This is a genomic window from Hymenobacter monticola (assembly GCF_022811645.1).
In the GTDB taxonomy this organism is placed as follows: Bacteria; Bacteroidota; Bacteroidia; order Cytophagales; family Hymenobacteraceae; genus Hymenobacter; species Hymenobacter monticola.
In genome coordinates this window covers 2,175,743-2,195,876 of record NZ_CP094534.1, presented here as the reverse complement: position 1 = coordinate 2,195,876, position 20,134 = coordinate 2,175,743, and the positions used below count along the sequence as shown (strand labels likewise).

The 20,134-nt window shown below is 61.6% G+C and carries 17 protein-coding genes; 13 read left to right on the top strand and 4 right to left on the bottom strand.

All coding sequences use genetic code 11. The features are described 5' to 3' along the window. The first annotated feature begins 170 nt into the window (after window positions 1-170). From MTP16_RS09155 to MTP16_RS09115, 9 genes are all read left to right on the top strand, one after another. A complete protein-coding gene (locus MTP16_RS09155) occupies window positions 171-1,160 on the top strand; it encodes a type I restriction enzyme HsdR N-terminal domain-containing protein (RefSeq protein WP_243518613.1) in 990 nt (329 codons plus the stop codon). A gap of 100 nt (window positions 1,161-1,260) precedes the next feature. Beyond that, window positions 1,261-2,634 carry an alpha/beta hydrolase family protein gene (locus MTP16_RS09150; RefSeq protein ID WP_243518610.1) on the top strand — a complete coding sequence of 458 codons (1,374 nt, stop codon included), beginning with the start codon at window positions 1,261-1,263 and terminating at the stop codon, window positions 2,632-2,634. 234 nt (window positions 2,635-2,868) lie between these two features. After that, on the top strand, window positions 2,869-4,293 hold the full coding sequence (locus MTP16_RS09145; RefSeq protein ID WP_243518595.1) for an alpha/beta hydrolase family protein: 1,425 nt from the start codon (window positions 2,869-2,871) through the stop codon (window positions 4,291-4,293). A gap of 135 nt (window positions 4,294-4,428) precedes the next feature. Continuing rightward, the gene (locus tag MTP16_RS09140; protein WP_243518591.1) at window positions 4,429-5,481 is read left to right on the top strand and encodes a ComEA family DNA-binding protein; all 1,053 of its coding nucleotides are present in this window, start codon (window positions 4,429-4,431) and stop codon (window positions 5,479-5,481) included. A 274-nt stretch (window positions 5,482-5,755) separates the two neighbouring features. Beyond that, window positions 5,756-6,394, top strand: a complete 639-nt coding sequence (locus MTP16_RS09135) for a (2Fe-2S)-binding protein (RefSeq protein WP_243518588.1) — start codon at window positions 5,756-5,758, stop codon at window positions 6,392-6,394. A 138-nt stretch (window positions 6,395-6,532) separates the two neighbouring features. Beyond that, window positions 6,533-7,516, top strand: coding sequence for an FAD binding domain-containing protein (locus tag MTP16_RS09130; RefSeq protein ID WP_243518586.1), 984 nt, complete (start codon window positions 6,533-6,535; stop codon window positions 7,514-7,516). Between the two features lie 125 nt (window positions 7,517-7,641). Continuing rightward, a complete protein-coding gene (locus MTP16_RS09125; RefSeq protein ID WP_243518583.1) occupies window positions 7,642-9,975 on the top strand; it encodes a xanthine dehydrogenase family protein molybdopterin-binding subunit in 2,334 nt (777 codons plus the stop codon). A 115-nt stretch (window positions 9,976-10,090) separates the two neighbouring features. Further along, window positions 10,091-10,687, top strand: a complete 597-nt coding sequence (locus MTP16_RS09120) for a nucleotidyltransferase family protein (protein ID WP_243518579.1) — start codon at window positions 10,091-10,093, stop codon at window positions 10,685-10,687. Window positions 10,688-10,705: 18 nt separating this feature from the next. Further along, a complete protein-coding gene (locus MTP16_RS09115; RefSeq protein WP_243518576.1) occupies window positions 10,706-11,344 on the top strand; it encodes an NUDIX hydrolase in 639 nt (212 codons plus the stop codon). 21 nt (window positions 11,345-11,365) lie between these two features. Here MTP16_RS09115 and MTP16_RS09110 read toward each other — a convergent pair whose 3' ends face one another. Beyond that, window positions 11,366-12,640 carry an MFS transporter gene (locus MTP16_RS09110; RefSeq protein ID WP_243518573.1) on the bottom strand — a complete coding sequence of 425 codons (1,275 nt, stop codon included), beginning with the start codon at window positions 12,638-12,640 and terminating at the stop codon, window positions 11,366-11,368. A 124-nt stretch (window positions 12,641-12,764) separates the two neighbouring features. Here MTP16_RS09110 and MTP16_RS09105 point away from each other — a divergent pair, with 124 nt between their 5' ends. The 3 genes from MTP16_RS09105 to nth all read left to right on the top strand — a co-directional run bounded on the left by MTP16_RS09105 (window position 12,765) and on the right by nth (window position 15,167). Next, window positions 12,765-13,169, top strand: a complete 405-nt coding sequence (locus tag MTP16_RS09105; RefSeq protein ID WP_243518570.1) for a hypothetical protein — start codon at window positions 12,765-12,767, stop codon at window positions 13,167-13,169. Between the two features lie 291 nt (window positions 13,170-13,460). Further along, window positions 13,461-14,096 carry an RNA polymerase sigma factor gene (locus MTP16_RS09100; RefSeq protein ID WP_243518567.1) on the top strand — a complete coding sequence of 212 codons (636 nt, stop codon included), beginning with the start codon at window positions 13,461-13,463 and terminating at the stop codon, window positions 14,094-14,096. A 390-nt stretch (window positions 14,097-14,486) separates the two neighbouring features. After that, on the top strand, window positions 14,487-15,167 hold the full coding sequence (nth, locus tag MTP16_RS09095; RefSeq protein WP_243520021.1) for an endonuclease III: 681 nt from the start codon (window positions 14,487-14,489) through the stop codon (window positions 15,165-15,167). Between the two features lie 84 nt (window positions 15,168-15,251). On the opposite strand, the gene MTP16_RS09090 is transcribed toward nth, so the two are convergent. Both MTP16_RS09090 and MTP16_RS09085 read right to left on the bottom strand, forming a co-directional pair. Then, entirely contained in the window at window positions 15,252-16,466 is a 1,215-nt protein-coding gene (locus tag MTP16_RS09090) for a glycosyltransferase family 4 protein (RefSeq protein ID WP_243518564.1), read from the bottom strand. A 74-nt stretch (window positions 16,467-16,540) separates the two neighbouring features. Beyond that, the gene (locus tag MTP16_RS09085; RefSeq protein ID WP_243518561.1) at window positions 16,541-17,572 is read right to left on the bottom strand and encodes a gliding motility protein GldB-related protein; all 1,032 of its coding nucleotides are present in this window, start codon (window positions 17,570-17,572) and stop codon (window positions 16,541-16,543) included. Window positions 17,573-17,652: 80 nt separating this feature from the next. Between MTP16_RS09085 and MTP16_RS09080 the strand changes: the two genes are divergently transcribed. Next, entirely contained in the window at window positions 17,653-18,345 is a 693-nt protein-coding gene (locus tag MTP16_RS09080) for a porin family protein (protein ID WP_243518558.1), read from the top strand. A gap of 83 nt (window positions 18,346-18,428) precedes the next feature. Here MTP16_RS09080 and MTP16_RS09075 read toward each other — a convergent pair whose 3' ends face one another. After that, a complete protein-coding gene (locus tag MTP16_RS09075) occupies window positions 18,429-20,036 on the bottom strand; it encodes an Rne/Rng family ribonuclease (protein WP_243518554.1) in 1,608 nt (535 codons plus the stop codon). Between the last annotated feature and the right edge of the window lie 98 nt (window positions 20,037-20,134).

Sequence of the window (20,134 nt, the reverse complement as noted above, 5' to 3'; positions counted from 1 at the left end):
CTAACAGCAAAACCGGCCCCGAAGGTTTCGGCCGCGGGCATTTGCTGGAGGCGCGAAGGTACGGCGGGGGTGGAGGCCATAAGCAGGGCTTTACTGCATTCGCGCAAGATGTGCTCAATAATGCCGGGCTTTACTTAACATTACGCCTTACTTCGCGTCGCTTCCCGCCCATGACATCTGCAAGTCCACTTGTTTCTATCTATCAGGTTATTCAACAGATTCGCTCAAACGCGGCTGCCAACCCCGGAATTTTTCAGAAAAACGAAGCAGCAACTCGAGCAGCACTAATCGACCCAATTTTGCGCAGCTTGGGCTGGGACACGACCAATGTGCGCATGGTTGAGCCAGAACGAACGGTCGAAAATAAACAGTCGCTGGACTATGTGTTGAAAGATGCTGTCGGCAATATCCGTGCGGTTATCGAAGCTAAAAAGCTTGGCGAAAGCCTCGATAAGCTCGGTCACGTTGGAGCACTCATTGGCTACGCTTTTTCCCTGAAGCCTCAGACGTTTTTCATTACCGATGGCCTGAACTGGCATTGCTATTCGCCAGCTCACTCGCATTACCAACCTATCGAAACCTTGAATCTGCGGGATGAGGAGCCCGTTGCCGCGGCCCTGCAATTGATTCGGTGGCTTGATGCAGCATTGAGCGGCCACGGCATTCACCTCCCGGTCGCTGAAAGCACGATTCCATCACCGGCCCCCACGGCCGATTTCGCTCCGAAGAGTAAACCTGTTACCACTAAGCAACCCAAGCATTCCGCAAAGCAAGAGGCCGAAGAAACCGCTTTTACGGATGTAAGTCAGTTGCATCAACTGAATCTACCGCAAGGCCAGAAGCCTAAGCAGCTTCGGTTGCCTAATGGAACAGTCAAACCCATTTCTACTTGGAAGGATATTCTCTTGGAAGTGTGCGGACTATTATTAAAAACCAATACTCAATTACCAATTCCTTTTCCAGATAAAGCAGGGAAAAAGTCTTTCTTATTCTCGCTAACAAAGCCAGCAAAAGGCTCTAGTGCATTAACGATGTACAAGAACCAGCCGTTGTTCATTTATACCAATTATAGTGCAGAAGCGTGTATTTCCAATGCGCTATATGCCGCTAAGCATCTTCCACATAGTCAGCAAGTAGCAAGCCTTGCGGTCAGTTTCTAGTCTGAATAACACAGCAGGATGGCAAATCAGTCTCTCAATAATTAGAAATTTGTCTAATTATCTCCTTACCATTGCATCGTCATCCAACCAGCTCTTTCCCATGCCCACTTTTACCCGCCTTTTCCTTACCGCCGCCGCGCTGCTGGGCTTCACCAGCGCCCAGGCCCAAACGGCCCGCCCCAGCCTCACCGGCGACTGGACCGGCACCATTGGCCCCATAGGTTTCACCATTCACCTCACCGACCCGGCTGCCGGGCCGCGCATGGCCAGCCTCGATATTCCGGCCCAGCAGGCGAAGGGCCTGCCCCTGCAGTTTACGGCCCCCGGCGACAGCGTGTACCTGCGCTTGGGCCAGCCGGCGGCGCGCTTTGTGGGCCGCCGCTCCGCCGACAGCCAGCAGCTGATAGGCGAATGGCAGCAGGGGCCGCGCACGTTTCCGCTCACGCTCAGTCGGGGCACTGGCGTGGCTAAGCGCCCGCAAACACCTAAGGCGCCTTTTCCCTACCGGGCTACCGACGTCACCTTCCGCAACGAGAAGGCCGGTGTCACGCTGGCCGGCACCTACACCGTGCCCGCCGGCAAAGGCCCGTTTCCGGCCGTGGCGCTGCTCACCGGCTCGGGGCCCGAAGACCGCAACGAATCGGCCTTTGGCCACCAGCCCTTTGCGGTGCTGGCCGACTACCTCAGCCGCCACGGCGTGGCCGTGCTGCGCTTCGACGACCGGGGCGTGGGCCAGAGCGGCGGCACGTTGCAAGGCGCCACCAGCGCCGACTACACCACCGACGCCCAAGCGGCGCTGGCCTGGCTGCGCGCCCAGCCCGCCGTGCAGAAAAACCACGCGGGGCTGCTGGGGCACAGCCAGGGCGGCACGGCGGCCATTGGTGCGGCCGGCCAGGCGAGCGGGCCCGATTTTCTGGTGCTGCTAGCCGCCCCGGCCCTGCCCGGCAACGAACTGATTGTGCAACAGTCGCTGGCCCTGGCCCGCCTGCAAACCTCCGACGCCGCCCAACTGGCCGCCACCGAGAAGATGCAACGCGCCATGACGGAAATCATTCAGCAAACGCCCGACGACGCGCAGGCCAAAACCAAGCTGCGAGCTTATTACACCGCTATCAGCCCGCAGTTGGCCGCACAGGTGGAGCCGCAGTTGCCCCTGCTCACCTCGCCCGACTACCGCCACCTGCTGGCCGACCGCCCCGCCCAAACACTGCCCAAGGTGCACTGCCCGGTGCTGGCCCTCGGCGGCAGTAAGGATGTGCAGGTGCCCGCCGCGCTCAACCTTGCCGCCACGGCCGCGGGCCTGAAAGCCGGCAACAACCGCGACGTAACCATCAAAGAACTGCCCGGCCTAAACCACCTTTTCCAGACGGCCGCCACCGGCGCAGTAGAAGAATATGGCACTATCGAAGAGACTTTTTCGCCGGCAGCGCTCCAGCTTATCGGCGACTGGATAGCGCAACATTCCCGGAAATAGCCAGAAGTAAAGCTTCATATTCACCATTTAAGGCCGCTCTAGTCAGAGCGGCCTTTTTTATTCAACAATTGGGTATTTCAAAGCCAACCGACTGAAAATTTTAAAAACATTTGTTGTACTTTTCAGTATAACTTTGCCTCAACAAGCTATTCTAAGACCGATTTATTGTCTGATTTCATGACAAGATTTATACAGGCTGCATTATTTTTTCTGGCTTCAATTATCCAATTCTCAGTGGTGCTTGCCGCGCCGCTGGCTCCCGCACCGCTTAATGGCCAGTGGCGTGGCCCTTTGAAGCTGCTTGGCGGCGAAATCACCATTGTCATCACCATCGTGCCGCTCACCAACGGCACCTACTACGCCGCCCTCGATGCGCCCCAGCAACGCATCAGCCGCATGCCGGTCGATGTGGAAGTGAAGGACGATGACCTGACCCTGCGCATCGAGCAGGCGGGCAGCAGCTTCGTGGGCAAGATTCAGGAAGACGGCGCCACGCTTACCGGCACTTGGAAGCAGCCCGGCGTGACAGCCCCCATGGTGCTGAAGCGCGCGATGGCCTCGACGCAGGCGGCCACCAAATTCAAGGCCACGCCGCCCTACCGCCAAAGCGACGTCACCTTCACCAATCCCAGCACCAAGCAGCGCCTGGCCGGCACGCTCACGGTGCCCGCCGGCGAAGGGCCGTTTGCGGGCGTGGTGCTGCTGTCCGACTCGGGCCCGCAGAGCCGCGAGGTGGAAGTGCCGGGCTACCGCATGTTTGGCCAGCTGGCCGACTACCTCACCCGCCACGGCGTGGCCGTGCTGCGCTTCGACGACCGGGGCGTGGGCAAATCGGGGGGCACCTACGCCAACGCCACCACCGCCGACCTGGTGACCGACGCCCAGGCGGCCCTGGCGTACCTGCGCAACAGCCCGCTGGTGTCGGCGCACCGCGTGGGTTTGCTGGGCCACGGCGAAGGAGCCAACGTGGCGTTGCTGGCGGCCGCCGGGGCCGGCCGGGCGCCGGCGTTTGTGGTGTCGTTGGCCGGCTACGGGCAAACGGGCTACGACGTGCTGCTGCGCCAGCAGGGCGAAATCATGCGCCTCATTGGGGCCGACCCGGCCCAGGTGAAGGCCGCGCAGGACGTGTACCAGCGCACGGTGGGCATCATCCGCCAAACGCCGGACAATGCCGCGGCCCGCACCAAAGTAGCCGCCCTGCTGGCCGGCGCCAACATGGGCCTCGACGGCAGTATGGCCCGCGCCCGGGCCGTGCAGCTCACCTCGCCCTGGGCCCGCTATTTCTTCGACTTCGACCCGCAGGCCAAGCTCGACAAGGTGCAGTGCTCGGTGCTGCTGCTCAACGGCACAGCCGACCTGCAGGTATCGGCCCGGCGCAACATGACGCCGCTCTACAAGGCCCTGCGCCGTGCCAACCGCACCGCCACGAATTACAAGCTCACCGGCGTAAACCACCTGTTTCAGGCCCCGCCGGCCCAGTGGCCGCTGGTGAATGCGGCTCCGCAAGCCGTATTCTCCCCCGAGGCGCTCAAGCTGGTGCACAGCTGGATAGCCCAGGAAACCAAGCTGCCCGGCGGCCCCCTGCCCGTGACGGTGAAACGGCCCGGCCCCACCCGCAAGGTGAACCGCACGCCCAGCACCAACCGCACGCGCAGCTAGGTGCGGGGCTGGGTGCCTCGCCTGGGTAGCAGAAGTGATAGATTTATTCCTATCATTGCACAGTAGCTGGCCTAATGGGCTGGCCTTCTGTACTCCCTTCTACCCACTTGGGCCGCTGGCCGGCCGCTCCTGCTTATGGCCCCTCCTCCCCTGCCCCGCCCGCCACGGTCCTGGGAAAACTCCGCTCCCATGCGCTGGGTGCGGCGCTCCTTTGGCTACTCGCGCAGCGAGGCCCGGGGCCTGGCGGGGCTGCTGCTGCTCATGCTGCTCACCATTGTGGCGCCCTTGCTGCTGCGGCCAGAGCTGCCGACTTACCTACCGGCGGCCGACCAAAAGGGCCTCGATGCATTGGCTGCCCAGCTGAAAGAGCATCGGACGGTGGAGCGCGGCTTTGCATCACGTTATCCAAAACGCGAATACAAGAAATTTGAGCGCCGTGAGCCGCGCTACCCGGCCGTATCACAGGTGCGCCTTGGCCCCTTCGACCCCAACGCCCTCACCGCCGAGGGCTGGGAGGCGCGCGGCGTGCCGCACTTTGTGGCCGCGCGCATCGTGAAATACCGCGAGGCAGCGGGCGGCTTCAAGGCCAAAGCGCAGGTGAAAAAGATGTACGGGCTGGAAGACTCGGTATACCAGCGGCTGGCCCCGTTCATGCAGTTGCCCGACGAGGCGCCCAAGCGCGACTACGCCACCAACCGCCCCGGCCCCGATGGCAAGTTCCCGCCCTTCGCCGCTGGCGAAGCGGCCCCTACCAAGTTTCCCCGCAAACCCCGCAACCTGCAGCCCTTCGACCTGAACCTGGCCGACACCACGCAGCTGATGCAGATTCGCGGCATCGGCGCGGGCCGAGCCAAGTGGGTGGTGAAGTACCGCAACCAGCTGGGCGGCTACGTGCGCGAAGACCAACTGGACGAGGTTTTCGTGCTGCGCGACGCGCCCGACCTGCGCGACAGCCTCAAGAAATACACCTTTGTAGCGCCTGGCTTCGCGCCTAAGGCCGTGAACCTGAACACCGCCACGTTCGATGAGCTGTACTTGCAGCCCTACATCGGCAAGCCGCGGGCGCGGCTTATTGTGGCTTACCGGCAGCAGCACGGCCCTTTCAAATCGGTGGAGGATTTGAAGCAGATTCCGATTTTAAAGCCGGCCGATATCGAAAAGATGCGGCCTTATGTGCGCTTGGAGTAGAAATTGAGCGATGGATGTAAGAGCGTGGCACGGTCTGCCTGTCATCGAACGCAACCGTTGCGACGGCGTGGATTCGGCGCGTACGGCCGGACGGGGCAAGCCCAACTCCTACCTCGTTCTTGTTTAAAGCAACTCCGGACACCCCGCTGAATATCGCAGCTCCACCATAATGCACTATTTAAGCTGCTCTTTATCCGGTCAATAAGGCGGGGCCATTCGCCAACAATTCCGATGTAAATCAAGTATTAGTAGCCCGCCCAAATACTCGCGCGCTATGACCGACGATTTTACCCCCGCCCCCTCCGGTTCCGACGAGCTGCCGTCTGATGACGGCCGCCGCACTTTCATGAAGCAGGCCTCGGGGCTGCTGGGGCTGGCCCTGGCCCCGCCGCTGGTGGGCCAGGCCGAGCGCCTGACGGCCATGGCCAAAAAGGTGGAGGGCGTGAGCGAGATGCGCTTGAAAGTGAACGGCACCGTGCGCAGCTTTAAAGCCGAGCCGCGGGTGAGCCTGCTCGACGCGCTGCGCGAAAAGCTCGACCTCACCGGCTCGAAAAAAGGCTGCGACCACGGGCAGTGCGGCGCCTGCACCGTGCTGGTCGATGGCAAACGCGTCAACTCCTGCCTCACCCTGGCCGTGATGAATCAGGGCAAGGAAATCACCACCGTGGAGGGCCTGGCCAAGGGCGAAGATTTGCACCCGCTGCAACAGGCTTTCCTCGACCACGACGGTTTCCAGTGCGGCTACTGCACGCCGGGCCAGCTCATGTCCGGCGTGGCTTGCATTAAAGAGGGCCATGCCAAAACCGACGGCGACGTGCGCGAGTGGATGAGCGGCAACCTCTGCCGCTGCGGGGCCTACCCCAATATCGTGGCGGCCATCCGCGAGGTAGAGAAGAGTGGGTTTAAGGGGTAGCAACGTGGTGCATTGGCCCGTCATGTCGAGCGCAGCCGAGACATCTCGCGCGCTATAGTAAATCAATCGTCAGACGATGCGAGCGAGATGTCTCAGCTGCGCTCGACATGACGTTCTTTCTGTAATCAGAAGCGAGTTATGAACAACTTCTCCTACCTCCAAGCTAATCAGGCCAAAGAAGCCACGGCCGCTGTGACGGGCACCAAGGGCGCGGCCTTCATCGCCGGCGGCACCACGGTGCTTGACTTGATGAAGCTGAACGTGGAAAACCACAGCCAGCTGGTCGACATCAACATGGTGCCTTTCAAAGGCGTTGAGCAGACGGCCGACGGCCTGCGCATTGGCGCGCTGGAACGCATGAGCGACGTGGGCGAGCACCCGCTGGTGGTGCAGAACTACCCCGCGATTTCGCAGTCGCTGCTGCTGGCCGCATCGCCGCAATTGCGCAACATGGCCAGCATCGGCGGCAACCTGCTGCAGCGCACGCGCTGCGGCTACTTCCGCGACGTGGCGTTTCCGTGCAACAAGCGCAACCCCGGCTCGGGCTGCCCGGCGCAGGAGGGCGAGAACCGCAACCTGGCCATCCTGGGCGGCAGCAAGGCCTGCATTGCCACCCACCCCGGCGACCTCGGCGTGGCCCTGGCGGCCCTCGATGCCGTGCTGCTGCTCGAAAACGCCAAGGGCAAGCAACGCCGCGTGCCGCTGGTCGATTTCCACGTGACGCCCGGCAACACGCCCCAGCGCGAAACCGTGCTGGAGCCCGGCGAACTCATTGTGTCGGTGACGGTGCCGGCCGCCACGCACGCCCGCAAGTCGATGTACCTGAAGGTGCGAGACCGGGCCTCTTATGCCTTTGCGCTGGCCTCGGCTGCCGTGGGGCTCGATGTGCAGGGCGGGCAGATTCGCTCGGCGCGGGTGGCGCTGGGCGGCGTGGGCACCAAACCCTGGCGCTCAGTGGCAGCTGAGAAAATCCTGACCGGGGCGCCGGCCACCGAAGCTACCTTCCGGGCCGCCGCCGCTGCCGCCGTGCGCGATGCGCAGCCGCGGGAGCAGAACCGCTTCAAGGTGGAGCTGGCACAGAACACGCTGGTGCGGGCGCTGCTGGAATTGTCGGCGGCGTAGAGACGCGTATTCGCGTCTCGTCGTTGAACGATGCAACCGGAACGTTCAGACAAATAATTAAACAACCTCAGCACGCGACGAGACGCGAATACGCGTCTCTACATCGTTTGAATTTTCGCCTTTCCATGGAAAACGAACCCGCTTTCTTCGAAACTTCCCCCACGCCCGGCGTCGTTGGCAAGCCGCTCAATCGCGTGGATGGCCGCGACAAGGTGATGGGCAAGGCCAAATACTCGGCCGAATACCCGCTGCCGGGCCTGGTGTACGGCGTACTCAAAACCAGCGCCATCGCCAAGGGTCGCGTGCAGAGCATCGATACTAGCCTGGCGATGAAAGAGCCCGGCGTGCTGCAGATTCTCACGCACCTCAACCTGCCCAAGCTGGCCAAAACGCCCAACGACCCCGAGGGCAAAAAAGCCATTGGCGCGCCCATGGGCTTCCTGCCGCTGACGTCGGACGTCATTCACTACGCCGGCCAGCCCGTGGCCCTGGTGGTGGCCGATACCTTTGAGCGCGCCACTCAGGCCGCCGCGCTCATTCGCGTGAACTACGCGGCCGAAGCGCCCATTGCCGCCTACACCGACAAGCGCGCCCAGCTCTTCAACCCCGAGAAAATTCAGGACGGCAAGCAGGACGGCTACACCCGCCGCGGCGATGCCCGGGCCGCCCTAGCCAACGCGCCCATCAAAATGACGGCCGTGTACACGCACGCCATCAACCACCACAATCCCATGGAGCCGGGCGCCACCACGGCCATTTGGGAAGCCCCCGACCGACTCACGGTGTACGAATCGACCCAGGGCGTGACGCGCACCCAAAAAGCGTTGGCTGCCTACCTGGGGTTGCCGCAGGACCAAGTGCGCGTCATCACCAAGTATTTGGGCGGCGGGTTTGGCTGCAAGGGTTCGTGCTGGCCGCACACGGTGCTCACGGTGCAGGCCGCCAAGGCGGTGGGCCGGCCGGTGAAGCTGGTGCTCAGCCGCCCGCAGCAGTTCACGAGCATGGGCCACCGCGAAGACCAGACTCAGACCCTCACGCTGGGCGCGAGCAAGGAAGGCAAGCTGCTGGCACTTATCCATGAGAAAACCTCCACCACCTCGCCCTGGGACAACTACGCCGAGGCCAACAGCAAAATCATCAACCTGCTCTACGACTGCCCCACTTTCGAGTCGCACTATGAGCTGGGCCGGGCCAATGTGATGACGTCGACCTTCACCCGGGCTCCCGGCGAGGCGCCGGGCTCATTTGCCATTGAGTGTTCGATGGATGATTTGGCCTACCAGTTGGGCCTCGACCCCATCGAAATCCGCCTGCGCAACTACGCCGAGAAAGACCCCAGCACCGGCCAGCCCTGGAGCAGCAAAAGCCTGCGCCAGTGCTACGCCCGCGGCGCCGAACTGTTCGGCTGGAGCAAGCGCAACCCCAAGGCCGGCGCCACCCGCAACGGCCGCTTGCTGGTGGGCTACGGCATGGCCACGGCCAGCTACCCGGTGCACAACTCGCAGGGCACCGCCCGCGTGCGCCTCTACGCCGACGGCCACGCCGTGGTGCAGGCCGGCGCCACCGACCTCGGCACCGGCACCTACACCGTGATGACGCAGGTAGCCGCCGACTCACTGGGCCTAGCGCCCGACAAAATCCGCTTCGAGCTAGGCGACACCAAGCTGCCCACCGCGCCCAACTCGGGCGGCTCGGTGGCAGCAGGCACGGTGTCGTCGTCGGTGTACATGGCGGCGCAGGACGTGTGGGAACGCCTCACCAAAGTCGCCATCAAAGACCCCAAATCCCCGCTTTTTCAGGCCAAAGCGGAAGACGTAACCACCGAAAATGGCCGCTTGCAACTGAAAAAAGACGCCGCTAAAGGCGAAAATTTCATGGCCCTGATGAAGCGCGCGGGCTTAGACGACATCGAAGGCACCGGCCAAGGCAAGTACGGGGCGGGCTACGAAACCGGTCGCCCCAGCAACCCCGCCGGGCCCCAAAACAACACCGAATCGGAAGCCAAGCATTCCATGCACTCCTTCGGCGCGCACTTCTGCGAGGTGCAGGTCGACCCCGATTTGGGCACCGTGCGCGTCACGCGCTGGGTGAGCGTGCACGGTGCCGGCCGCATCCTCAACGCCAAAACGGCCCGCAGCCAGATTATCGGCGGCAGCATCTTCGGCATCGGCGCGGCGCTAATGGAGGCCACCGCCCGCGACCCGCACTACGCCCGCTACACCAACGCCGACCTCGGCGACTACCACATTCCCGTGAACGCCGACATTCCGGACATGACCGTGGAGTTCATCGACGAGCACGACCCCTACATCAACGCCATGGGCGTGAAGGGCATCGGCGAGATTTCGATGGTTGGCGTATCGGCCGCCGTGGCCAACGCCGTGTTCCACGCCACCGGCAAGCGCGTACGCGACCTGCCCATCACACCGGAGAAGGTTCTGGGCACGAAATCAGTGTAGTCCAAAGCAAACAGAACGTGTATCCCGAAGCTCTGCTTCGGCCCGCGCGCAAGTCGTTCAACGAGCCGAAGCAGGAGCTTCGGGATACACGTTCTGCCAACGCTTTCCTGCCTTAATGCTTCCCACTCCTCCTGCCCTCATCCTCCTGGCTGCCGGCGCCTCCGCCCGCATGGGCCAGCCCAAGCAACTCCTGGCCTACCGCGGCCGGACCCTGCTTCGTCACGCCGCCGAAACGGCCGTGGCCAGCGGCTGCGCGCCCATTGTGCTAGTGACAGGGGCCTTAAACCAAGCTTTAGCCGCCCAAGTGGCCGGCCTGCCTATTCAGGCCGTACACAATGTGGAATGGGAAACGGGCATGGCATCCTCCATTCGCACAGGCTTGGCCGCTGTGCTGCCCGCGCAGCCGCGCGCCGTGCTCATCATGCTCACCGACCAGCCGCACGTGACGCCGGAGTTACTGAGGCAACTAGCGCAACGACAGCAGGACACGCAGACTCCCATTGTGGCCGCTGCGTATGGCGACACGCTGGGCGTGCCCGCCGTTTTCGCCAAAAGCGTGTTTCCTGAGTTATTGCGGCTGCAAGGGCAGGCCGGGGCGGGCCGTCTCATTGCAGGCTATGGGTCGGCGGTGGAACGCGTGGATTTTCCGGCCGGCTTGCTCGATGTGGATACGCCGGAGCAATACGCCGCTTTATTGGACGGCGCCGTTTGATTTTTCTATTGTCTGTTGATGAACCCTGATTTTGATTTTCTGGGCATCGCCCAACGCCTGCAAGCCATTGCCCAGGCCGGCCTGGCCTACGAGCCCAACGCCTACGACCAGGAACGCTACCAGGAAGTGCACGACCTGAGCCTGCGCCTGATGGCCCTGCTCACCGGCGAGCCCGTAGCCCAGCTCAACGCCCTATTTGCAAACGAAACCAACTACCCCACGCCCAAAGTCGATGTGCGGGCCGTACTGTTTCGCGGGATTGACGAGCTGCTGATGGTGCAGGAAAAATCAGACGGCAACCGATGGACGCTGCCCGGCGGCTGGGCCGACATCGGCTACACACCTTTCGAAGTAGCCGTGAAGGAAACCTGGGAAGAAACCGGGCTCGAAGCCGAGGCCGTGCGCCTGCTGGCCCTGCTCGATAAGAAGCGCCACGCCCATCCGCCGCAGCCCTGGTATGTGTACAAGGCCTTCGTGCTGTGCCGGGCCACGGGCGGCGCCCTGCAAGCCGAAACGTCCGAAACCGCGCAGGCCCGCTGGGTGCATCGTTCTGAGCTGCCCGTCCTGCCCCTATCCAACGACCGGGCCACGCTGGCCCAGCTTGAGATGATGTTTCAATATGCTGCCAACCCCGCCCTGCCCACGCTCTGCGACTAAGCTGCGCCAACGCACAGTTTTTTATTTGGTACCCGATTCCAGCCTGCGCAGCTTGTCGGCCCGCCAAGTGGTGATGGCCACCACCAGCAGCGTCATCAGCCCGCCGAATACCACCGAACGCACCGTGCCCAGCAGCCGCGCTGCCGTACCGCTCTCGAACGCCCCAATCTCGTTGCTGGAACCGATGAAGATGTTGTTCACCGCCGACACCCGGCCTTTCATGTACTCCGGCGTGTAGACGTGGATGAGCGTGGAGCGCACTATCACCGACACCGAGTCGAACACGCCCGTCATAAAAAGCAGGAAAAGCGACAGGTAGAAGTTTTTCGACAGCGCGAAGCAGATGGTAGCCACCCCAAAGCCTGCCACCGCGCCCAGCAGCTTCAGCCCCGCCTTGCGCTTCAGCGGGTAATACGTCAGGAAAACGGCCATCAGCACCGAGCCAATGGCCGGCGCCGCCTCCAGCTGCCCAAAGCCGCGCGCGCCCACTTTCAGAATGTCGGAAGCAAACACCGGCAGCAGCGCCACCGCCCCGCCAAACAGCACCGCGAACATATCCAGCGACAGCGCCGCCAGCACCAGCTGGTTGCCGAAAATGAAGCGCAGGCCGCTGAGCACGCTGTCTTTCAGGTTCAGGCGCTCGCCTTCCATGGGCGGCAGCGGCCGGTCGGCAATGCGTACGAACTGCAGCAAGCCCAGTACCAGCAGCCCCAGCCCCACCGCGTAGGACCAGGCCACGCCCAGTGGCTCAATCAGAAAGCCGCCCAGCGCCGGCCCCAGCACCGCCGAGGCCTGATAAGTGGTGCTGTTCCAGGTAATGGCGTTGGGCAGCAGGGCGCGGTCGGGCAGCAGCTGCGGCATAAACGAAAACAGCGCCGGCCCCATGAAGCCCCGCGCCAGCCCGCTCACAAAAATCACCGCGTACAGCGGAAACGTATAAAGAGAACCCTTGGCCAGCAGCCCGATGCCGTAGGGGCTGGCCAGCGCGGCCAGGGCCGCCGCGCACAGCACCAGCACCGCCAGCGCCAACACCACAATGCGCTTGCGGCGCACGGTATCGGCCACGTAGCCGGCGTACAGCGACACCACAATGCTCGGAATGGCCTCCGACAGCCCAATGAGGCCCAGCGCCAACGGGTCGCCGGTGAGGTGATAAATCTGCCAGCTTACCACCAGCCCCTGAATGCGCGTGGCCACCGTGAGCAGCGTGCGGGTCGAAACCAGGCGGCGAAAATCGGGCACGCGCAGGGCCGCGTACGGGTCGTGGGCCGGAGCCGAATCAGCAGAAGGCAGCATGAGTAACGTAGAAAGGCAGCTTTACGGCGCAGGCCGGCAAAGGTAACCCCCACCGCTCCTGCCTTTGGGCACAGCCCCACCTTGCCCTTACCTTGTGAATTGACTCTCAACGCCTGCCCGGTTCATGCCCAATTTTGGCCTCGAAATCACCCCGCGCCCCGACCTGCCGGCCATCGTGGCCCGCTGGCAGCGCGAAATCACCGCTGCCGAGCTACAGGCCGGCTACCTCGCTATCCTCGCCGCCGCCGATGCCCTCGGCTGCCCGCGCTGGCTGCTCGACCTGCGCCGCCGCAACGAAGTCGTCTCGGCCGAAGTCAACCAATGGGTCGAAACCGATTTCTTCCCGCAATTGCCGGGCCGCTACGCTGCGCCGGTGCGCATCGCCTTCCTCATCTCGCCCCTGCGCGCCGCCCGGCAGCCGGAGCCCAGCTCGGTGGCCGCCATCAGTGCCGCCACCCGGCCTGAGCACGGCTACCACACCAAATTATTCACCGAAGAAGCCGCTGCCTATCAGTGGTTAGGCGCCTGAATTCGGCCTTTCAAAAAATAAAAAAATATTTTTGAAACTTTTTTCAGATTTTTTATTCCCAAAAAATGCGCTAGCACGTTGTAGATGAAGATTTGCGGAAGGTTGCTCCATTTTACCTACAGAATTTTGTCATTTTTTATATTTGGGGTATTGCGCAAATGCTTTTCGTCGCTCTACATTTGGAACGATTCTAGCGGGTAAAAATCCCGACTACCGGTCGCTCCCAAAATTTTTCTCGGTAACTGCATACTATGGCCTAAAGCTCTACGTTCCCTTATTCCGTAGCCCTTTATGGACCTCTTGCAACCGAGCGACTCCGCGCTCATTTCGCTCTACCTGGCTGGCCAGGAATCCGCCTTCGCTATCCTGCTGGAGCGGCACCGCAGTCGTGTGTTCACGACCATCCTCCTCATCGTGCGCGATGAGGACGTGGCCGAGGACCTGTTGCAGGACACCTTCATTAAAGCCATTCACACCCTGAAAGGCGGGCGCTACAACGAAGAGGGCAAGTTTGCCCCCTGGATTTGCCGCATTGCCCACAACCTGGCCATCGACTCGTTCCGCCGCGGCAAGCGCACGCCCCACGTGAGCCTCAGCGACAACGACCGACTGAGCAACACCCTCACCCTCGCCGACGACGGCCCGGACGACATCTTGGCCCGCGAGGAAACCCATACCCGCCTCCGGGCGTTAATTCAGGAACTGCCCGCCGCCCAAAAGGAGGTGCTGCTGATGCGCCACTACGGCGACATGAGCTTCCAGGAAATTGCCGACGCAACCGGCGTCAGCATCAACACGGCCCTGGGCCGGATGCGCTATGCGCTGATAAACCTGCGGAAGAAGATGACCGCAAATTCTCTCGATTATGATTCAAACCTTACCCCATTCGACACTGCTCCAGTATGTGTACAAAGAATTGCCTCCTGAAAGGCAGCGCGAGGTAGAGGAGTCGTTGCAGCACGACCCGGAACTGGCAGCCACGTGCGCCGACCTCCTTTTGGCCCAGCGGGCCCTCGACGGCGTTCGCCGCGAGCCGCGGGCCCGAACCTCCGAGGCCATTTTGCGCTACTCGCGTACTTTTTTAGCCAAATCCTAAGTCCGTTCAATTTTCTCTGGCACCCACTGCAGCCCTTGCAGCGAAGCCGGAAGCAGCGGGGTTAGCAAACCTTATAAGCACCCAAAATCGGTCATGCTGAGCGCAGCCGAAGCATCTCGCGTGCAAGCGTAAATCCGGCCCCTTGGATTTCGACTCACGCCAGAGGCTTCGGCTGCGCCCGGCATGACCGTTTACTTTTGTGGGGCACCCACTACAACGCCATGCGCCGCGCCGACCGATTTCAATATTTCATCGATTATTTCACTACCAATTTTCCAGAGCCCAAAACCGAGCTGGCTTACGGCAACCCGTATGAGCTGATAGTGGCCGTGGTGCTGAGCGCGCAGTGCACCGACAAACGCGTGAACATGGTGATGCCGCCCTTGCTGCAGCAGTTTCCGACGGCCGCGCACCTCGGCGCCGCGTCGGCCGAGGAAATCCTGCCCTTCATCAGCAGCATCTCCTACCCCAACAACAAAGCGAAGCACCTGGCCGGCCTGGGCCGCATGCTGACACAGGACTTCGGCGGCGAAGTGCCCAGCCAGCTCGACGAGTTGCAGCGCCTGCCCGGGGTGGGGCGCAAAACCGCCAACGTGGTGGCATCTGTTATATACAACCAGCCCACCATGGCGGTCGATACGCACGTATTTCGGGTGTCGCACCGCATCGGACTGGTGCCTAAAACGGCCACTACGCCGCTGGCCGTGGAGAAAGGACTGGTGAAGTACATCCCCGAAGACGTCATTCCCAAAGCCCACCACTGGCTGATTTTGCACGGCCGCTACATCTGCGTGGCGCGCTCTCCCAAGTGCAACATCTGCCCGCTGGCGCCCAGCTGCGCCTATTCTGAGAAGCATTTTGGCAAAGCTGCGGCTTACGTACCGCTGCCAGATAAGCCGTGAACGTCTCTCCTATTTGCCCAAAACTGCGGTTTTTAGCACACAAAGTTCAATTGCGAGTACATGGCGGCACAAAACGCGATGCCCCTAGTACAACAACGTGCGGGCTGCTCTCTCTAAAAGCTGTTGCACTTCTGCGGCCAATTGGTGGCGGTCAAATTCCCGAGTAGCCAATTGTCGTCCCCGGTTTCCAGCTTCCAGCAGCATGTCGGGCTGTGCTAGCAGCTGGCGTAGCTGTGCGGCCAACGCCTCAGCATCGCCAGCGGGCACGTACCAGCCGCAGCCGTGCTGCTCAACCAAGGCTTTGGTCCACCCCCGGTTTGTGACGATGACAGGCGTGCCCACGGCCAACGAGTCGTAAAGCTTGGCAGGCGAATTGGTGTCCAGCACCGGCATATCCAGAAACGACACCATCGACACCGCCGCCAGCGCAAACCAGCTAAACACCTCGTGCCGCGCTTGGCCACCTACCAGCCGGATGCGCCCCGGCCAGCGCGCCGCCGCCGCCGCAATCAGCGGCTCGTGAAAGCCATGGCCCAGAAAAAGCCACACCGCGTCCGGCTCGGTGGCAGCCATAGCTTCAGCGGCAGCCACCAGCGTTGGGATATCGTTGGCGCGGCCGAAGGTACCGGCGTAGAGAATGACTTTTTTACCCGCCAGGCCCTGCTCCTGCCGCAGGCGCTCCACCGCTTCGGGGGTAGCGCGGGCGGCTAGCTCCAGGTCTGTTCCATTCAGCACGGTCGTGACCTTTCCGGGCGCAATGCCCAAATTCGTCACGTAGCGCGTCATGTCGGGCGAGAGCGGCAGCACGTGCCGTGCGCTTTGGTACAGGCGTTTCTCCAGCCGAAACAGTTGCTGCCGGGCCAGCGCCGTGGGCACCGCTCCCATGGCAATGGGAAACGACGGCCATAAATCCTGCACCTCGAATACCCACGGCACCCGCCGCCAGCGCGCCACCTGCGCCGCCGCCCAGGCCGCCGTGAGCGGTGTACTAATGCCCCAAATCACGTCGGGACGGTCAATGCGCAAGCCCTCGCGCACTGCCCAGCCCGCGTACTGCGCAAACGCCAAGGCCCGCCGGGCCGGCCCCATCTTGTTGTCGTAAGGAATGTTCGCCTCTCGAATTTCCACCCCGGCTGGTACCCACGGAAACTCATGCGTCAGCTGCTGGCTACGCCAGGCGGGCGTGGTCAGCAGCGTCACCCGGTGCGTGCGGGCAATGTGCGCCAGCAACGTGTAGTGCCGGCTGGTAGCCGGGCAGTCGGGGCTGGTGTGGTACTGGCTAAAAACGGCAATGTGCATGGGTCAGTGAAAACCTTTCATCCTGATTATGCCGCCGCAATCGCAGAACGCTCACGATGTGAGCCCTGCATTCCTCATTTCGATTCATTCATGGGCCGGTAGTGCGACTCGTTGAGGATGCGCTGGGCGTTCTTCTCGGCCATCAGGCGGCCCAGCGACACGCCGGGGTGTTGCGCCATGTACTTGCGCACGATTTGCAGTCCCACCCACTGTCCCACCCGTCCGGGACAGGTTTTATCGATTTCGGGCACGTTGGGGCGCTCGCCCACGTACTTCTGCAGCAAGAAGGGCGTGGTCGAATACAGCAGGTTCTTCTCCAGGAAGTGCCCCCACACGCGGGGCTCGTTGGCCTCCAGGCCCACCATTTCGCGCCGGGTATAACCCATGAGCAGCGAGTCGGGGGCGCAGGGTAGCATCTGGCTGGCGAAGTATAGAGCCTTGCCCTCATGCACCATCGCATCCAGCATCGTATTGGCGGTCAACTCGTGGCGGTTGTATTTGCTCGACACGTTGTGCGCCAGCAGTGGCATCAAGCCGGCGGGCGTGTAGCGACGTAGCATGTACTGCGGCAGGTCGGGCCGCTTGCTGGCCTTGGGGCCCACAAACCAGTCCAAGCTCATCACCAACAGGCTGTCGTTCACGTAAATGTCCTTGGCCAGAAAGCCACTCACGTAGGTATTGGCCGGCGGCACCCGAAAATCGGGGAAATAGTGGTGCACCCGCCGGAATAGCTCGCCCAAATCGTGCCGCAAGGCCGCACTATCGGGGAAGGCCGCCGCCGTTTCGCGGCCCAACTGCTGCAGCGCTGCGTTGGTGGCCAGTTGCGTCAGGCCATTCTCCAACTCCTTTTCTGCGGCCGGCTGGCGCTGCAAGTAGTAGCGCGCAAAGACCGGGTTGGCGTCCATAAAACGCTGGGCATCGGATGACGTCTTAATGGCAAAAAAGGGCTGCTCCAGACGCTTCAGCCGCACGGACACAGCGGCGGCGTCAGCCGCGGCATCTTCACGGCAGCCTTCGGCCGGGCCTTTGTTGCAAGCCGCCAGGCCGAGGCTTCCTACTAAAAACAGGGGCAGCCAACGCCGCCAGGCGAAATTATTCGTATTCACGCTCGTTACTTTGGCGTAAAAATAGCCAAATCCTGCCGGCAGTCGGTGGGTTCCATCCGCAGTAGCCATATCCCGTACGCATGAAAAAACTATTCCTCGCCGCGCTAGCCTCTGCTGCTACCATTGGCACCGCCTCGGCCCAGGTCGAAATTGGCCTTAAAGTTTCTCCCGCCATCACCAGCCTGCGGGCCGAATCGGCTTCCAAAAATGCCTTCGCCAGCGACGGCAGCCAGCTAGGTTTCAGCGGCGGCTTGGTGGTCGATTATTTCTTCGGCGAAAACTACGCGTTCAGCACCGGCCTAGAGTTGGCCGGAAAAGGGGGCAGCATTCGCTACACCGACTTCTACAACAACGGCAACGGCGTGGGCAATGCGTTTCAGAACTCGTATAAAATGACCACGCAATACTTGCAGTTGCCTCTCACGGTCAAGCTGTTCACGAATGAGATTGCGACGGCCACTCGTCTCTACTTCCAAGTGGGCGGTTCGCTGAACGTGCCCATTGGCACCCGCATCAACAGCAGCAAGTTCTACACCGACCCCGCCACCGGTACCGAAAACAAAGCCGGCGACTACATGTATTTCTTCGACGCCGATGCCCTCGTGGGCGCTGGTGTCGAGTACGCGCTGGGCAGTAGCACCAAGCTTTTCGCCGGCATCGGCTACCACCGCGGCCTGGTCGACATCGACCACTACTTTGAAAGCAAACGCGACTTCACCGACGTGACCATCAAAAACAGTTCGTTTGGCCTTGACTTGGGTATTAAATTCTAAACCCTTACGGTCAGCAAAAAGCCCCAGCTTCTCACGAGGCTGGGGCTTTTTCGTTGTTGCAAACAACAATAAACCGCGAGACGCTAATCCTCGATTTGCACTTCGCGGTCCTGCAGGCGGCTCATGGCAGCAGACTGGCTGCGCAGCTGAATTTCCTCACCGCGTTCGTCTTCGATGCGGTAGTCGGTCAGGCCCAGGCTGCTGTCCTTAACCACTTTCACCCACTTGTAGTACTTGAGGTACCACTTCATCTGGCGCGAAACCAACCCTTTGGTGTAGTACGCGTGCAGGAACGGGTGCACCGACAGCGTGATGCCCGACTGGTTCTGGTTCACCAGCAGGTCGTCGATGCTGTTATCGATGTCGTCCGTTACTTGGATGGAGGCCGAAATCTTGCCCGTGCCGCCGCAGGTGGGGCATACCTCGCCGGTCACGATGTTCTCGGCCGGGCGCACCCGCTGCCGGGTAATCTGCAGCAGGCCAAACTTGGTGATGGGCAGCACCGTGAACTTGGCTTTGTCGTGCTTCATCACGTCGCGCACGGCATCTTCCACCTTTTTGCGACTTTCAGCCGAGCGCATGTCGATGAAGTCGACCACAATGATGCCGCCCATGTCGCGCAGGCGCAGCTGTCGGGCCACTTCTTTGGCCGCCAGCATGTTAATCATGAGGGCAGTAGCCTCTTGGTCGTTTTCCTGGTTGCTCTTGCTGCCCGAGTTCACGTCGATGACGTGCAGGGCTTCGGTATGCTCGATGACGAGATAGCCGCCGCCGGGCACGGTCACGGTCTTGCCAAACAGCGTTTTGAGCTGCTTCTCGATGCCGGTTTGCTCGAAAATCTTGATTTTCGAGTTGTGCAGCTTCAGCAAACCAAGCTTGTCGGGCGCGATTTTCTGGATGTAGTCGCGCATCTCCTCGTACATCGTCGGCGCGTCGACCATGATGCTGTCGAAGGACTCGTTTAGCATGTCGCGGAGCATGGAGGAGGTGCGGCCGAGTTCGCCCAGCACCTTGTCGTTGGGCTTGGCGGTGCGGAGCGTGCTGTAGAGCTGCTCCCACTTGGCCACCATGTCCTGCATGTCCTTGTCCAGTTCGGCCACTTCGCGGCCTTCGGCCACGGTGCGGATGATGACGCCGAAGTTGTCGGGCTTGATGCTGGCAATGAGCCGCTTGAGCCGGTCGCGCTCCGCTTTGCTCACTATCTTTTTGCTCACACTGATGGTGTTCGAAAATGGCATCAGCACGAGGTAGCGGCCGGCCATCGAAATGTCGGTGCTCACGCGGGGGCCCTTCGTTGAGATGGGCTCCTTAATAATCTGAACTACAATTTGCTGGCCCTTCTTAAACACGTTCTCGGCCTTGCCCACTTTGTCGAGCGGGGGTTCAAACGTGAATTTTTCGAGGCCAGCGCTGGTGGCGCGGCCGCTTTGCACGGTGCGCGCCCACTTCGTGAACGAGTTGTACTGCTCGCCGAGGTCGCCGTAATGCAAAAACGCGTCTTTTTCGTAGCCAATGTCCACGAAAGCTGCGTTCAGGCCGGGCATCACCTTTTTCACGGTGCCCAGGAAGATGTCGCCAACCGAGTAGTTGGTGTCGTTGCGGTCGAAATGGTATTCAATCAGCCGCTTGTCTTGCAGCAACGCAATCCGCTCGCCTTCCTGAGTAGAATTAATGACTAATTCATTACTCAAAGCCTTGATTTAGTTAAAGTAACCTGCACCTGCGCGTCGCCGCAGCACTACCCCGAAACCGGCAAAGGGAAGCCAGAACCCTAAGTTCTGGCTTCCCT

What these genes read in the sequence shown, in the direction of transcription:
- MTP16_RS09135 (WP_243518588.1), top strand. Translation starts at nt 5,756, where the DNA reads ATGACCGACGATTTTACCCCCGCCCCCTCCGGTTCCGACGAGCTGCCG.
- MTP16_RS09110 (WP_243518573.1), bottom strand. Translation starts at nt 12,640, where the DNA reads ATGCTGCCTTCTGCTGATTCGGCTCCGGCCCACGACCCGTACGCGGCC.
- MTP16_RS09130 (WP_243518586.1), top strand. Translation starts at nt 6,533, where the DNA reads ATGAACAACTTCTCCTACCTCCAAGCTAATCAGGCCAAAGAAGCCACG.
- MTP16_RS09090 (WP_243518564.1), bottom strand. Translation starts at nt 16,466, where the DNA reads ATGCACATTGCCGTTTTTAGCCAGTACCACACCAGCCCCGACTGCCCG.
- MTP16_RS09140 (WP_243518591.1), top strand. Translation starts at nt 4,429, where the DNA reads ATGGCCCCTCCTCCCCTGCCCCGCCCGCCACGGTCCTGGGAAAACTCC.
- MTP16_RS09125 (WP_243518583.1), top strand. Translation starts at nt 7,642, where the DNA reads ATGGAAAACGAACCCGCTTTCTTCGAAACTTCCCCCACGCCCGGCGTC.
- MTP16_RS09105 (WP_243518570.1), top strand. Translation starts at nt 12,765, where the DNA reads ATGCCCAATTTTGGCCTCGAAATCACCCCGCGCCCCGACCTGCCGGCC.
- MTP16_RS09115 (WP_243518576.1), top strand. Translation starts at nt 10,706, where the DNA reads ATGAACCCTGATTTTGATTTTCTGGGCATCGCCCAACGCCTGCAAGCC.
- MTP16_RS09080 (WP_243518558.1), top strand. Translation starts at nt 17,653, where the DNA reads ATGAAAAAACTATTCCTCGCCGCGCTAGCCTCTGCTGCTACCATTGGC.
- MTP16_RS09155 (WP_243518613.1), top strand. Translation starts at nt 171, where the DNA reads ATGACATCTGCAAGTCCACTTGTTTCTATCTATCAGGTTATTCAACAG.
- MTP16_RS09120 (WP_243518579.1), top strand. Translation starts at nt 10,091, where the DNA reads ATGCTTCCCACTCCTCCTGCCCTCATCCTCCTGGCTGCCGGCGCCTCC.
- MTP16_RS09100 (WP_243518567.1), top strand. Translation starts at nt 13,461, where the DNA reads ATGGACCTCTTGCAACCGAGCGACTCCGCGCTCATTTCGCTCTACCTG.
- nth (WP_243520021.1), top strand. Translation starts at nt 14,487, where the DNA reads ATGCGCCGCGCCGACCGATTTCAATATTTCATCGATTATTTCACTACC.
- MTP16_RS09150 (WP_243518610.1), top strand. Translation starts at nt 1,261, where the DNA reads ATGCCCACTTTTACCCGCCTTTTCCTTACCGCCGCCGCGCTGCTGGGC.